Source organism: Rhizobium sp. BK316 (genome assembly GCF_014193695.1).
Taxonomy (GTDB): Bacteria; Pseudomonadota; Alphaproteobacteria; order Rhizobiales; family Rhizobiaceae; genus Rhizobium.
In genome coordinates this window covers 14,800-28,210 of record NZ_JACHZR010000005.1, presented here as the reverse complement: position 1 = coordinate 28,210, position 13,411 = coordinate 14,800, and the positions used below count along the sequence as shown (strand labels likewise).

Annotated in this window: 12 protein-coding genes; 7 read left to right on the top strand and 5 right to left on the bottom strand. The window is 62.2% G+C overall.

Going from position 1 to position 13,411, the window contains the following annotated elements:
- Window positions 1-235: 235 nt before the first annotated feature.
- The 7 genes from FHT87_RS23330 to FHT87_RS23300 all read left to right on the top strand — a co-directional run bounded on the left by FHT87_RS23330 (window position 236) and on the right by FHT87_RS23300 (window position 8,016).
- Window positions 236-1,969: a sensor histidine kinase gene (locus FHT87_RS23330; protein WP_246699671.1), complete on the top strand. Its 1,734-nt coding sequence runs from the start codon at window positions 236-238 to the stop codon at window positions 1,967-1,969.
- On the top strand, window positions 1,966-3,321 hold the full coding sequence (locus FHT87_RS23325; protein WP_183805114.1) for a sigma-54 dependent transcriptional regulator: 1,356 nt from the start codon (window positions 1,966-1,968) through the stop codon (window positions 3,319-3,321). The genes FHT87_RS23330 and FHT87_RS23325 overlap by 4 nt, the downstream gene beginning before the upstream one ends.
- Before the next feature lie 48 nt (window positions 3,322-3,369).
- Entirely contained in the window at window positions 3,370-3,522 is a 153-nt protein-coding gene (locus tag FHT87_RS23320) for a hypothetical protein (protein WP_183805427.1), read from the top strand.
- Window positions 3,523-3,689: 167 nt separating this feature from the next.
- The gene (locus tag FHT87_RS23315; protein ID WP_183735131.1) at window positions 3,690-4,673 is read left to right on the top strand and encodes a tripartite tricarboxylate transporter substrate-binding protein; all 984 of its coding nucleotides are present in this window, start codon (window positions 3,690-3,692) and stop codon (window positions 4,671-4,673) included.
- Window positions 4,674-4,770: 97 nt separating this feature from the next.
- The gene (locus FHT87_RS23310) at window positions 4,771-5,232 is read left to right on the top strand and encodes a tripartite tricarboxylate transporter TctB family protein (protein WP_183735130.1); all 462 of its coding nucleotides are present in this window, start codon (window positions 4,771-4,773) and stop codon (window positions 5,230-5,232) included.
- Window positions 5,233-5,241: 9 nt separating this feature from the next.
- Window positions 5,242-6,747: a tripartite tricarboxylate transporter permease gene (locus FHT87_RS23305; protein ID WP_183735129.1), complete on the top strand. Its 1,506-nt coding sequence runs from the start codon at window positions 5,242-5,244 to the stop codon at window positions 6,745-6,747.
- A 93-nt stretch (window positions 6,748-6,840) separates the two neighbouring features.
- A complete protein-coding gene (locus tag FHT87_RS23300) occupies window positions 6,841-8,016 on the top strand; it encodes a M20 aminoacylase family protein (protein ID WP_183805112.1) in 1,176 nt (391 codons plus the stop codon).
- A gap of 6 nt (window positions 8,017-8,022) precedes the next feature.
- Here the strand turns inward: FHT87_RS23300 and FHT87_RS23295 are convergent, their stop codons facing one another.
- From FHT87_RS23295 to FHT87_RS23275, 5 genes are read right to left on the bottom strand one after another with little or no spacing between them, the layout of a single operon-like run.
- Window positions 8,023-9,810, bottom strand: a complete 1,788-nt coding sequence (locus FHT87_RS23295) for an adenine deaminase (RefSeq protein WP_183805110.1) — start codon at window positions 9,808-9,810, stop codon at window positions 8,023-8,025.
- Complete coding sequence (locus tag FHT87_RS23290; RefSeq protein WP_183735126.1) at window positions 9,807-10,727, bottom strand: nucleoside hydrolase; 921 nt, start codon at window positions 10,725-10,727, stop codon at window positions 9,807-9,809. Before FHT87_RS23290 ends, FHT87_RS23295 begins: the two co-directional genes overlap by 4 nt.
- A gap of 4 nt (window positions 10,728-10,731) precedes the next feature.
- On the bottom strand, window positions 10,732-11,757 hold the full coding sequence (locus FHT87_RS23285; protein WP_183805108.1) for an ABC transporter ATP-binding protein: 1,026 nt from the start codon (window positions 11,755-11,757) through the stop codon (window positions 10,732-10,734).
- On the bottom strand, window positions 11,750-12,529 hold the full coding sequence (locus tag FHT87_RS23280; RefSeq protein ID WP_183735124.1) for an ABC transporter permease: 780 nt from the start codon (window positions 12,527-12,529) through the stop codon (window positions 11,750-11,752). The genes FHT87_RS23285 and FHT87_RS23280 overlap by 8 nt, the downstream gene beginning before the upstream one ends.
- On the bottom strand, window positions 12,526-13,353 hold the full coding sequence (locus FHT87_RS23275) for an ABC transporter permease (protein WP_183735123.1): 828 nt from the start codon (window positions 13,351-13,353) through the stop codon (window positions 12,526-12,528). The genes FHT87_RS23280 and FHT87_RS23275 overlap by 4 nt, the downstream gene beginning before the upstream one ends.
- Between the last annotated feature and the right edge of the window lie 58 nt (window positions 13,354-13,411).

Sequence of the window (13,411 nt, the reverse complement as noted above, 5' to 3'; positions counted from 1 at the left end):
TGCAGCAATCAGACATCCGCGCCTGACATGTGTCAAGTTTCGGCGCCTCTTGGAAATCCTAACCGTGCTCATTACACTCGAAGCGTCGGGTTTATGCCTCCACGGGGAGCGGAGGCGGAAAGGGAGGAGCAAGACTCTGTCTTCGCGCTATCGTGTCATTGTGGCGCTCTGCGCTGCACCCTTGCTTGTTTTCGCTTTCTTCTATTACGGGAGCGCGGTCGCCACGCGCGCCTATATGGGTGAAGCCTCCGCGCAGGCGGGCACGGCGCTCAGGCTTGCGGTTTCCGCACTTAGCGGCCATCTCAGCCGCTACGAGGCCTTGCCTGCGCTGATCGCCGATCACGACGATATCAAGGATCTCGTCACCCGGCCGGATGATCGGTCGCTGCGCGACAATGCCAATCTCTACCTAAAGGAAATCAACGGGCTCCTGAAATCCTCCGACATCTATGTCGTGCGGCCGGATGGTGAGACGATCGCCGCCAGCAATTTTGACAACCCCGGCAGTTTCGTCGGTGAAAACTTCAGCTACCGACCGTATTTCCAGGAGGCGATCGGCGGGCATCATGCACGCTTCTACGCACTCGGCACGACCTCGCTGAAGCGCGGCTATTATTTCTCTTCGCCGATCTGGGTCGAAGGGGAAATCCGCGGCGTCATCGTCTTCAAGGTGGATATCGATGTGATCGAATCCTCCTGGAGCGGCGGTGAGTACCGTATCTTCGTCTCCGATCCCGAGGGCATCATCTTCATGTCTGACAGTCCGGACTGGCTTTACGGGGCGATTCTGCCCCTGAGTGCAGATCGCGTGGCGCGTACCGAGGCATCGCGGCGTTATGCCAATGCCAAGCTCGTCGAGCTGCCGGTCATCCGCCATCGCTTCGAGGATCATGACCTGATGACGCTCGCCGGCGATCGCAGGCAGAGCGAATATCTCGTCCTTTCGCATTACATGCCGGCCGAAGACTGGACGGTGAACGTGCTGATGGACACGAGTTCCATCCGGACGCAGGCCCGCACGGCACTGGTTGTGGTCTTCCTTGTTCTGTGTATTGCCGCGCTTACATTCGCCGTTCTGCGGCAGCGACGCATGCGGCTTGCGGAGCGCCTGCAATTGCAGGCCGAGGCGCAGAACGAGCTGGAGCGGCGGGTCGATGAGCGTACGGCCGACCTTGCTCGCGTCAACAGCCGCATCGAGGAGGAGATCGCCGAGCGGCGTCTGACAGAGCAGCAACTGCGCCAGACACAGGCCGATCTCATTCAGGCGGGCAAGCTTGCCGGGCTTGGGCAGATGTCGGCGGCGCTCTCGCATGAGTTCAACCAGCCGCTCGCCGCCGCCAAGACTTATACGGACAGCGCCGCCGTTCTGCTGGAGCGCGGCCGCACTGCCGAAGCGCAGGATAATATCCAGCGCATCGGCGGGCTGATCGACCGCATGGCCTCAATCAGCCGGCACCTGCGCAATTTTGCGCGCAAGCCCAATGAGAAGCTCGGTCCGGTACCGCTCGACGAGGCGATCCGCGACACGCTGGAGATCATCGCCTGGCGGCTGAAGGCCGCTGATGCCGATCTCCGGCTGCATCTTGGGGCGCGGCCGCCGGTGGTCAAAGCCGGCTCGGTGCGTCTGCAGCAGGTGCTGGTCAATGTGATCTCGAATGCGGCGGATGCGGTCGAGGGGTTGGAGGATCGGCGTATCGAGGTTTCGGCATCCGAAGAGACGGGCAGGGTGATCCTGACCGTACGCGATCATGGGCCGGGCGTGCCGCCGGCGATTACGGAGCGTATTTTCGATCCCTTCTTCACTACCAAAGGCGTCGGCAAGGGGCTCGGGCTCGGGCTTTCCATCTCCTACAACATCATCAAGGATTTCGGTGGCAGCCTGACCGTCTCCAACCATCCGGAGGGTGGGGCAGTATTCCGTATCGAGCTTTCGGCGGCGGCAGGTATGGTGCCGGAGGCGGCGGAATGAACGAACAGAAGATATTGCTCGTCGACGACGAGGAGGAACTGCGCCGTTCGACGGCGCAGGCGCTGGAACTATCGGGTTTCAGCGTCGAGACGTTTTCGAACGCGGATCATGTGCTGGAGCTGATCGGCTACAGTTTTCCGGGTGTCGTCGTCACCGATATTCGCATGCCCGGCATGGACGGCATGACGCTGATGCAGAAGATTCGGGAGCTCGATACTGAAGTGCCTGTCATTCTCGTCACCGGCCATGGCGATGTGCAGCTTGCCGTCAAGGCGATGCGCGAGGGTGCCTATGACTTCATCGAGAAGCCGTTTACGCCGCAGATGCTTGCCGGCGTCATCCGCCGCGCCATGGAGCGGCGCGGCCTCGTGCTTGAAAACCGGCTGCTGAAGGCAGTTGCCGGCAAGCGCGATGATATCGAGGCGCGGCTGCCGGGGCGCACCCAGATCATGGTCGATCTGCGATACCGCATCCGTGCGATCGGGGCGAGCGATGCCGACACGCTTATTGTCGGTGACACAGGAGCCGGCAAGGAAGTGGTGGCGCGTGCGCTGCACGATATCAGTGCAAGGGCGAGCCGACCGTTCATCGCCATCAATTGTGCGGCACTGCCGGCAAACCTAATCGAAAGCGAGCTTTTCGGCCACGAGGCCGGCGCCTTCCCGGGCGCGGTGCGGCCTCGTTACGGCAAGTTCGAACATGGACGCGGCGGCACCATCCTTCTCGATGAGATCGGCTCCATGCCGGTCGATCTGCAGGCGAAGTTCCTGCGGGTGCTGCAGGAGAGGGTGATTTCGCGGCTCGGTTCGAACGAGATCGTGCCGCTCGATGTGCGATTCATCGCGACAAGCAAGGTCGATCTGGAAGCGGAGGTCGCTGATGGACGGTTCCGCGCCGATCTTCTCTATCGCCTGAATGTCGCGACCCTTCACGTGCCGTCGCTTTCGCAACGCCGGGCAGACATCCCACTGCTTTTCATGCAACTCGTCAGGGAGGCGGCAGCACGCTACGGCAAGGATGAGATGGCCGTGCCGCCGGATGTGATTTCCGACATCGGGCAGCGCGAGTGGCCAGGCAATGTCCGTGAATTGCGCAATGCCGCTGACCGTTTCGTACTTGGCCTCGACGGGGGCGGCAGGCAGGCCGAGGCTGCGGGGCTTGCCGAACGTGTCGCCGAATTCGAGCGCGGCGTGATTGCAACTGCGCTTGTCGCCCATGGCGGCAGCCTGAAGCCGGTCTATGAATCGCTCGGCATTTCGCGCAAAACGCTTTATGAGAAGATGCAGAAATACGGTCTCGACAAGAAGCTGCTGGCCAATGAGATGACCGGCGAGACGCGCCGCGAGCTCTGATCCAATTCCGATTTTTGAATGTGATCGCCTGTTTTCAGGGTGTTCTCGATGCCGGTCGAGGGCTCCAAGTTCATCGGTGCCGTATCCGGCGGGTGGCCGCAAATTCTTTCCAGCCTCAAATCGCTGCTGGAAACCGGCGAGGTCGTTCTGCCGCCCAACCGGTCAGGACAACGATGGGTGGATTTCCACCCATCGCTTTAACCAATTGTTTCCAAATCAACCCATGCTGCGGCGCACTGTCGCAAAATCGTCGTTCCTTTCTTCGCGCCGCGATTGCGGCAGCCAGTCGCAGGCGTGCAAATGAGCCATCCGAGCCGGTGCGGAGGATGTGCCGGCGGGACTAGTCATTTTCATCAGGGAGGAAAACGATGAAAATCCTGAAGGCCATGCTTGGCGTGACCGCCGCCGCTGCCGTTTCGCTTCTCGCTCACGCCGCTTCGGCGCAGACCTATCCCGAACGCAGCATCACCATGGTCGTGCCTTTCTCCGCCGGTGGACCGACCGATACTGTTGCGCGCCTCGTTGCAGAATCCATGTCGAAGGATCTCGGCCAACAGATCGTCGTTGAAAACGTCGGTGGGGCTGGCGGCACGCTCGGTGCTGGGCGAGTCGCCGATGCCGATCCGGACGGCTACACGATCCTGCTGCACCATATCGGCATGGCGACCAGCGCTACGCTTTACCGCAAGCTCGCCTATGACACGCTGAACGCCTTCGACTATGTCGGTCTCGTCACCGATGTTCCGATGACGATCGTTGCCCGCAAGGATTTCGAACCGGCCGATCTGAAGGGCCTGATCGACTATGTGAAGGCGAACAAGGACAAGGTCACCGTCGCCAATGCCGGTATCGGTGCGGCATCCCACCTTTGCGGCATGATGTTCATGAGCGCCATCCAGACACCGCTCACGACCGTTCCCTACAAGGGAACCGGCCCGGCCATGACTGACCTTCTCGGCGGCCAGGTCGATATCATGTGCGACCAGACGACCAATACGACGAAGCAGATCAAGGGCGGTACGATCAAGGCCTATGCAGTGACATCGCCGGCCCGCCTCGATGTGCTCAAGGACATTCCGACCGCCGTCGAAGCCGGCCTGCCGGGCTTCGAGGTTGGCATCTGGCACGGCATTTACACGCCGAAGGGCACGCCGGCCGAAATCAATGAGCGCTTGTCGAAGGCGCTGCAGGTCGCGCTGAAGGACCAGAACGTCGCCGCCCGCTTTGCCGAGCTCGGCACCGCTCCGTCTTCAGAGGCCGATGCGACGCCGGCAGCGCTCAAGGCGAAGCTTGAGAGCGAGATCGCCCGCTGGAAGCCCGTCATCGAAGCTGCCGGCGAATACGCGGACTGAACCCGACCGCATCTACACCCTCCTCCCGATCGGGAGGAGGGTGTCTGCGTAATTCGATGTCCGTCGCGACGCTCCATCTCCAACACCAGGAGACATCATGAAATCTCTCAGTTTCGACACCACCAATGTCATCTGCGGCGCCTTGCTCGCCGCAACCGGTGCCTTCTTTGCCTATCAGTCGCTGAACCTCGAAATCGGTACAGCGCTGCGCATGGGACCTGGCTACTTCCCGCTCGTCCTGTCCGGCATCCTCGTGCTGCTCGGCCTGATCATTCTCGTGCAGGCGGTGCGGGTTCAGGGGGAGCCGATCGAGCCGTTCGCCTGGCGCGGCATGCTCTTCATCCTGCCGGCGCCGGTCTTTTTCGGACTAACAGTTCGCGGGCTCGGTTTTGCGCCGGCAATTTTCCTGACGGCCTTCATCGCCTGCTTTGCATCCAGTCGCATGAACGTGCTGTTCGCGCTGGTTCTTTCGCTGCTGCTGGCGGTCTTTTCGGTTGGGGTCTTCAGCTATGCGCTCGGGCTGCCGTTCGAACGTTTTGGCCCCTGGGTCCGGTTCTAGGAGGCGGGTATGGAACTCTTCAGCAATCTCGCTCTCGGTTTCTACACCGCGGCAAGCCCGGAAAACCTGTTCTTCTGCCTGATCGGCGTGCTGCTCGGCACGCTGATCGGCGTGCTGCCCGGTATTGGCGCCACGGCAACGATCGCCATGCTGCTGCCGATCACCTTCCAGCTCGAGCCGGTCTCCTCGCTCATCATGCTCGCCGGCATCTATTACGGCGCACAATATGGCGGCTCGACGACGGCAATCCTCATCAACATGCCCGGTGAATCTTCCTCGGCAGTGACAGCCATCGACGGCTATCAGATGGCGCGCAAGGGCAGGGCGGGTGCGGCGCTTGCAATTGCCGCGCTCGGCTCCTTCTTCGCTGGCTCGGTATCGACCTTCCTCGTGGCTGTCTTTGCTCCGCCACTGACGGCGATTGCACTGCAATTCGGTTCGGCCGAATATTTCTCGCTGATGATCGTCGGTCTCGTATCCTCGATCGCGCTGGCCCATGGCTCGGTCGTCAAGGCGCTGGCAATGGTGGCGCTTGGACTGCTGCTCGGCCTCGTGGGCACGGATATCTATACCGGTACGCCGCGTTTCACGCTCGGCATACGCGAATATGCCGACGGCCTGAATTTCGTGGCGCTTGCCGTCGGCGTCTTCGGTATTGCGGAAATCCTGCGCAATCTGGAAGGTGAGAAGACCCGTACGGTGCTGATGGCGAAAGTCTCCGGGCTCCTGCCGTCGAAGGAAGAGTTCAAGGAGATGATCGCGCCGGTCATTCGCGGCACAGTCATCGGCTCGGCGCTCGGCATCCTGCCGGGCGGCGGGGCGATCCTCGCCTCGTTCGCCTCCTATACGGTGGAAAAGCGTGTCTCCAAGAGGCCGCAGGAGTTCGGCCACGGCGCGGTCGCCGGCGTTGCAGGGCCGGAATCGGCCAATAATGCCGGTGCGCAGACGTCGTTCATTCCACTCCTGACGCTCGGGATTCCGGCAAATCCGGTCATGGCGCTGATGGTCGGTGCAATGATCATCCAGGGCATCGTGCCAGGACCGAACGTGGCGACGGAGCAGCCGGCGCTTTTCTGGGGTATCATCGCCTCCATGTGGATCGGCAACCTTATGCTCGTCATCCTCAACTTGCCGCTGATCGGCTTGTGGGTGAAACTCCTGACAGTCCCCTATTACGTGCTATTCCCCGTCATCATGGCCTTCTGCTCGATCGGGGTCTACAGCGTCAATTCCAACGTTTACGACCTCTATGCCGTAGCCTTCTTCGGTCTCATCGGCTATGTGCTCGCCAAGCTTCGCTGCGAGCCGGCGCCGCTCTTGCTCGGCTTCGTACTCGGGCCGCTGCTGGAGGAAAACCTGCGACGGGCCATGATCCTGTCACGCGGCGATGCGATGACCTTCGTCACACGGCCGATCAGTGCCATTCTGCTGGCGATCGCCGTGGCGGTGCTGATCATCGTCTTCCTGCCGAGCGTCAAGCGCAAGCGTGAAGAGGTCTTCGTCGAAGAGGCGTGAGGGCTTGCGCTGACGGCCCGTTTGTTGAAAAAAGAGTGATCTGATGCGGGCGCCGTCGGGCGCCCGTTTTCGTTTTACAGGATATCCAGGCTCATGAGCATTCCCGCCCGGATCAGCAACGATCTGCCCTTTCTGACCTCCCTCCGCCGAGACCTCCATGCCCACCCCGAACTCGGCTTCGAAGAGGAGCGCACCAGCGATGTCGTCGCCAAGCTTCTGAAGGAGGCCGGTATCAAGGTGCATCGCGGCCTCGGCAGTACCGGTGTCGTCGGCACGCTGCAGATCGGCAATGGCACGCGCACGATCGGGCTGAGGGCAGACATGGACGCTCTCGCCATGCCGGAGACAGCGGAGCGGCCTTATAAATCGACAGTGCCGGGCAAGATGCATGCTTGTGGTCATGACGGGCATACGACGATGCTGCTCGGCGCGGCGCGCTATCTCGCCGAAACGCGCGGGTTTTCCGGCACGGTTCATTTCATCTTTCAGCCGGCCGAGGAGGGCCGCGGCGGGGCGAGGCGTATGGTGGAGGAGGGGCTGTTCAAGCAGTTTCCCTGCGATGCCGTTTATGGGCTGCACAATATGCCCGGGCTTGCCGTTGATGAGATCGCTGTCGTCGGGGGGCCGCAGCTTGCCTCATCCGATAGCTGGCGGATTACCTTCCGAGGCACTGGCACGCATGGCGCAAAGCCGCATCTCGGCCGCGATCCGATCACGGCTGCCGGCACTTTCCTGTCGTCTCTTCAGACGATCGTCGGGCGCGTCGTCGATCCGCTTCAGCCGGCTGTCGTCAGCGCCTGTTCGATACAGGCCGGTAATCCCAAGGCATTGAACGTCATTCCTGATATCGTCGAGATCGGCGGAACGGCGCGCGCCTATTCGCCCGAAGTGCGGGACCGGCTCGAAACGGAAATTGGCCGCCTGGCGCAGGGTACGGCCGCGATGTTCGGTATTTCGGTAGACTATGAATTCGAACGCCGTATTCCGCCCGTCGTCAATGATGCGGATGCGACTGCACGGGCGCTCGGTGCTGCGCAGGCGGTCTTTGGCGAGAAGGTGCGTACGAGCTTTCCGCCATCCACCGCCGGCGACGATTTCGCGTTCTTCGGGCAGAATGCTCCAGGCTGTTATGTCTGGCTCGGCAACGGTCCGGCTGTCGATGGAGCGCTGCATCACAACACTGCCTACGACTTCAATGACGAGGCGCTCGGATATGGTGCGGCTTATTGGGTGTCGCTGGTGGAGCGGGAACTCAAGGCTGAGGCGTAAGCTGCGTCAAAAGGTCTCCAATATCGGGCTTTCCATCACCTTGCCCGTGATGACGTCGGCAATGCCGCGGTCGGTCTGGTGCGGGCCGATATTGCAGGCAAGCGTCGCGCCGAAGCAGGCCTTGAAGACCAGATAGGGCGGCTTCCAGCCGACGATCTTTTCCATGGCCTTGCGGATGGCGGTGAAGCTGTTGGCGGTTTCCTGCAGGGAGGCATCGGTTACGAGGCCGGAGAGCGGCAGGGGCAAGAGGACTTCGACGCGGCCGTCCTTTACCACGGCCATGCCGCCGCCGACTTCGATGACGGCGTTTGCTGCAAGCGCCATGTCTCGCGCATTTCCACCGAAGACGGTGAGGTTGTGGCTGTCATGCGAGACGGTGGTGCAGAAGGCGCCGTGCCATTCACCCCAACCGGTCAGGAAGCCGACACGCGGCTTGCCATCTGCCAGTCCGTGGCGATGTGCGACCGCGAGCATGGCGCTGCCGGTCGGCGGCACGACGAAACCGTCGCGAATATCTGCCTCGGCTTCGCCCCACTGGGTAAAGCGCGGGCGGTCGATCGTTGCGAGGCGTACCTTGCTTCCTTTCGCGGGAATGCGGAAATCATCGTCGGCAAACGGTGCGAGCTTGACCGACTGCATCAGCGGACCGGCATCGAGTGGCTGGATCGGATCCTTCACTGCGCCATCTTCGGCAACCAGGCGGCCATTGGCGATGACGGCGCGGGCTTTGAATTCGCTCATATCCTCGAACAGCACGAGATCGGCGCGGCGGCCAGGAGCGATCAGGCCAAGATCGGAGCGCTTCAGCCGCTGGGCGGCGTTGAAGGTTGCCGCACGCAGCGCCCATTCCGGGCGCATGCCGTAACGCACGAGGCGGCGCACCACATCATCGAGGCCGCCATTCTGGTAGAGCTCATCGGGGAAGACGTCGTCAGTGCACAGCGTGACGGTCGGCGGAAGGTGGCCGATGCCATCAAGCGCATCGACGAATTCCTTCAGCAGATGATCATGAGAGCCACGCAGCTCGATCGTCATCCCGGCTGCGAGCTTCTGCAGGAGGTCAGCGCCCGAGGTAAGTTCGTGATCGGAGGTGACACCAGCGGCCATGAAGGCATTGAGGTCGTCACCCTCCAGCCCGCGGGCATGGCCGCAGACGAGCTTGCCGGAGGTTAGGCCGGCATTGACGATTGCTGTCATGCGCGGGTCGCTGTCGATGACGCCTCGCATGTTCATGACCTCAGCGACACCGCCGATCACCGGAGAGCGCAGCAGCTCGGTGATGAGGTTGGCATCGAAATCCGCGCCGGCCAGTTCAAGCCCAGGGGCAGAGGGAACGCAGGAGGGAGCAAGCAGGATCATGCGCAGCGGCAGATTGCGCGAAGCTTCGATCGCCCAGCGCACGCCGTCAAGGCCATGGACATTGCCGAACTCGTGCGGGTCCCAGACGATCGTCGTGACGCCGCGCGGCAACACGGCTTCAGCATATTCGGCCGGCGTGACCATCGAGCTTTCGATATGCATATGCGTATCGATAAGGCCGGGAGAGATGATGCTACCGGTCGCGTCGATTACATCAGCGGCATCGGTGCGGCTTGCTGGCGCGTGCACGCTCGCAATCAAAGCACCGACGAGGCCGATATCGGCCTCGCGGGTCAGGCCGGTCACGGCATCGAGGATACGGCCGCCGGTAACGAGCATATCGAAGGGGCTGTCGCCGCGGGCCGCAGCGACGGCGCGGGCGCGGAAGGCCGGTTCGTTGAGATCGGCGGGTTCCTGGCGCAAGTTGGCGGTCATTTGCGGGCCTCGTTGACCAGGGCGGCGAGAATGATGACACGCGCCATATCGGCGTCGATGTCGGCAGCGAACTGTGCATTGAACGTTGCATGGGTGGCACGGGTTTCAACGATCGTACGCCCACGCGTGTGCTGTCCCTGTAATTCCACATCGATGCGGGCAGGGCGGAAGCTCACCACCTGCGGAGCGACGAAGGCGACGGCAGCCGAAGGGTCGTAGATCGCCATGGCGGGGCGACCGCGGCTGGTGCCGATCCTGATATAGCCAGCGAACATGTCGGCGATCAGTTCGGCATTTGCGCCGCCGGCAGCGCGCACTGGATCGGCATCCTCAGCCTTGGCAAGCACCTTGCGGCAGAGATCGAGATCGACCATGCGTAGCGGCAGCTTGTGGGCGATGACGATCGCCAGCGCTTCCGGATCGGCGAGCGCATTGAATTCTGCAGAGGCCGTGTGGTTGCCCGAGGTGACGCCGCCGCCCATCCAGACGAGTTCGGTGATGCGGGTTGCCAGATCGGGCCGGGCGAGCGCCAGCGCGGCGATATTCGTCAGCGGACCAAGCGCCAGGATGCGATGCGGGCCTTCCAGCTCCAGCCAGCGGCAGAGGGCAAGGAAGGCATCGCTGTCTGGCAGGATCGGGGTCGGCGGCAGGTGTTTTCCCGTCGTTGGAATACCGCTTTCGCCGAGGATCGCCTGCGCGGTCTCAAGTTTGCCGAGCACGGGCATATCCCGGCCGGTGTGAATCGGAAATTTCCAGCCGAAGGCCTTTGCAGCACCCGCTGCATTGGTGCGTACCTGCGGCAGCGGCGCATTGCCGAAGACCAACGAGACGCCATCGATGTCGTGCTCGGCGTTCATCACCACCATGATGGCGGCGATGTCGTCGAAACCCATGTCCGTGTCGATCCAAACACCCATGATCTCACCCGAAACGCTTGAGGCTTGCGGCGGCTGCAACCGGCAGGTCGAAGGCGATCGTGCTGCCGAGTTCGTGCTGCGGCAGGGCAGCGTCGACTTCCGCCTTGATCGGGCCAAGCGCGCTGTCCAGCAAGTATTCGCGGCTGTTGCCGGCAAAAGACGTGCCACGCACGCTACCCTGGAACGGGCCGGAACCAAGGACAACCGCGCGGGGTCGCCATGCCAGGCCCGCCGCATCTTCAGGGGCAGGTGCGGAAAGCGCGACTAGGCCGTTCGGCATCGCAAGCTTTCTGTCCCTCAGCGCAAAGACATTCTCGAAGCCGACGAAATCAGCGACGAAGGAGGAAACCGGCTTGTTATAGATGTCCTCAGGTGTGCCGATCTGCTCGATACCGCCGTTCAGCATGACGATGATGCGATCGGCAAGGGCAAGGGCTTCCGCCTGGTCGTGGGTGACGAAGATCATCGTCACGCCCGTTTCCTTCTGGACGCGTTGCAACTCGGCACGCATTTCCAGACGCAGTCGGGCGTCGAGATTGGAGAGCGGCTCGTCGAGCAGCAGCACCTTCGGTTCCATGACCATGGAGCGGGCCAGTGCTACGCGTTGCTGCTGGCCGCCGGAGAGCTCGCCGGGCTTGCGGCCGGCGAATTTCGCGAGGCCGACGGATTTGATGCCGGCATTGACCTTGTTGTCGAGATCCTGGCCGCGCAGCCTCTTCAGGCGGAGACCGAAGGCGACGTTCTCATAGACGCTCAGATGCGGGAAAAGCGCATAGGACTGGAAGACAAGGCCGACGGCGCGCTTGTTGGCGGACACACGGGTGATATCCGCACCATCGAGATTGATGCGGCCGGAGACCGGATTCAGCAGGCCGGCAATCGCGCGCATGGTCGTTGTCTTGCCGCAGCCGGAGGGGCCGAGGAGTGCCACCAGTTCGCCTTTGGCAATCGATAGGTCAAGGTCCTTCACCGCAACCGTATCGCCATAGGCGAGCGTCAGCTTGTCGAGTTGAAGGTATGCGTCAGACATAGCGAGAGAATCCCAGGAAGCGTTCAGCGAGGAAGACGATGCCGATCGAAAGGAAGGCGAGCAGCGCCGAGAGCGCGGCAATGGACGGATCGTAGGTGGTTTCCATGTAACCCAGCATGTCGATCGGCAGCGTGCGCACGCCCGGACCGGAGAGGAAGAGCGACACCGGCACCTGATTGAAGCTGGTGACGAAGCCGAGGATGAAGGCGGCGAGAATGCCGCCGCGGATATTCGGCATGACGACCCGGAAGAAGGCGCCGAACCGCGAGGAACCGAGCAAGACCGCTGCTTCCTCGATATCGGAGCGCAGGTTCCCGAGGCTCGCGGACACCACACGCACGGCATAGGGCAGTACCAGCGCGGTATGGGCAAAGAAGAGCGCCAGCGTGATGTTGAAGCCGAAGGGAACCACCAGGTAACGCAGCAGCGCCAGACCGACGATGATGCCGGGCACGATGATCGGCAGCGAGACGATGGTTCTCACCGTTTCGGAACCCGGAAGCCTATAGCGCGACAGCGCATAGGCGGCGGGAACGCCGAGGACGAGCGCCGCCAGTGTGCCGAAGACGGCAAGAAACATCGACATGGCGAAGCTGTCGCGGAAGCTGTCGATGGTGAAGACCTTGGCGACCCAGCGCAGCGACAGGCCCTGCGGCGGGAAGGCCAGCGTATCTCCGGCCGAAAGCGAGGCGGCAATGATGATCAGGAAGGGGCCGATCAGGAAGACCAGCAATAGGAACAGCACAACCGGTGAGAGGAGGCGGATGCTCATCGGCGGTTCCTCGCGGTTGCGAGCCGTTTCAGCAAGATATTGGCGGCGAAGCTCATGACGATCAGGATGAAGGCGATGACGCTCGCCGAAACGAAATTGTTGGCGACAGACACCTGCTGGTACAACAGCGTTTCCAGCATCAGCACCTTGGAACCGCCAAGGATGGCGGGCGTGATATAGGCGGTCAGCGAGCCGGTGAAGACCAACGTGCCGCCGACGACGAGACCTTCCTTCGTCAGTGGCAGGATGACCTTCCAGAAGACCTGAAACCAGTTGGCGCCGAGGACGCGTGCGGCAGGAATGGCATCCTTCGGCATATTCTCGAGCGCGCTGATGAGTGACAGTATCATCAGTGGCAGGAAGAGCTGCAGCAGGCCGATGAAGACGGCGGTCTCGGTAAAGAGCAGGCGCAAAGGTTCCGCGCTCAAGCCGAGACCTGTGATGGCTTCATTGACGATGCCGGTGCGGCCAAGGATGACGATCCAGGCGTAGGTACGCGCAACCGGCGAAATCATCAGCGGCAGGGTGACGAGGCCGATCATGCGGCCCTTGCCGTTCGGCGGCAGATTGACGATCGCAAAGGCGGCGGCGTAGCCGATGATGGCTGAAACCGCCGTCACCTCGAGGCCAAGCCGGAAGGTGCGGAAGAAGACGGTGCGGTTCAGCGTTTCGGAGAAGAAATCGGTATAGGCAGTAAGCGTCCACGCGCCGCCGCTGCGAAAACCTTCGGAGAGCAGGATCGCGACAGGCAGCAGAAAGACCACGGCTGCGAAGATCGCTGCCGGCAGGGCAAGTGCCAGTGCTTCAGCGCGGTTCTGGAACATGAAACGCCTTTCGAGCGGAGGAAGGGTCGGTCCCGGCCGGCGCCGGGACCGTTATCGG

Bases quoted from the DNA above. Each gene is read 5' to 3' on its own strand.
- FHT87_RS23330 (WP_246699671.1), top strand. From the start codon at position 236: ATGGGTGAAGCCTCCGCGCAGGCGGGCACGGCGCTCAGGCTTGCGGTT.
- FHT87_RS23325 (WP_183805114.1), top strand. From the start codon at position 1,966: ATGAACGAACAGAAGATATTGCTCGTCGACGACGAGGAGGAACTGCGC.
- FHT87_RS23320 (WP_183805427.1), top strand. From the start codon at position 3,370: ATGCCGGTCGAGGGCTCCAAGTTCATCGGTGCCGTATCCGGCGGGTGG.
- FHT87_RS23315 (WP_183735131.1), top strand. From the start codon at position 3,690: ATGAAAATCCTGAAGGCCATGCTTGGCGTGACCGCCGCCGCTGCCGTT.
- FHT87_RS23310 (WP_183735130.1), top strand. From the start codon at position 4,771: ATGAAATCTCTCAGTTTCGACACCACCAATGTCATCTGCGGCGCCTTG.
- FHT87_RS23305 (WP_183735129.1), top strand. From the start codon at position 5,242: ATGGAACTCTTCAGCAATCTCGCTCTCGGTTTCTACACCGCGGCAAGC.
- FHT87_RS23300 (WP_183805112.1), top strand. From the start codon at position 6,841: ATGAGCATTCCCGCCCGGATCAGCAACGATCTGCCCTTTCTGACCTCC.
- FHT87_RS23295 (WP_183805110.1), bottom strand. From the start codon at position 9,810: ATGACCGCCAACTTGCGCCAGGAACCCGCCGATCTCAACGAACCGGCC.
- FHT87_RS23290 (WP_183735126.1), bottom strand. From the start codon at position 10,727: ATGGGTGTTTGGATCGACACGGACATGGGTTTCGACGACATCGCCGCC.
- FHT87_RS23285 (WP_183805108.1), bottom strand. From the start codon at position 11,757: ATGTCTGACGCATACCTTCAACTCGACAAGCTGACGCTCGCCTATGGC.
- FHT87_RS23280 (WP_183735124.1), bottom strand. From the start codon at position 12,529: ATGAGCATCCGCCTCCTCTCACCGGTTGTGCTGTTCCTATTGCTGGTC.
- FHT87_RS23275 (WP_183735123.1), bottom strand. From the start codon at position 13,353: ATGTTCCAGAACCGCGCTGAAGCACTGGCACTTGCCCTGCCGGCAGCG.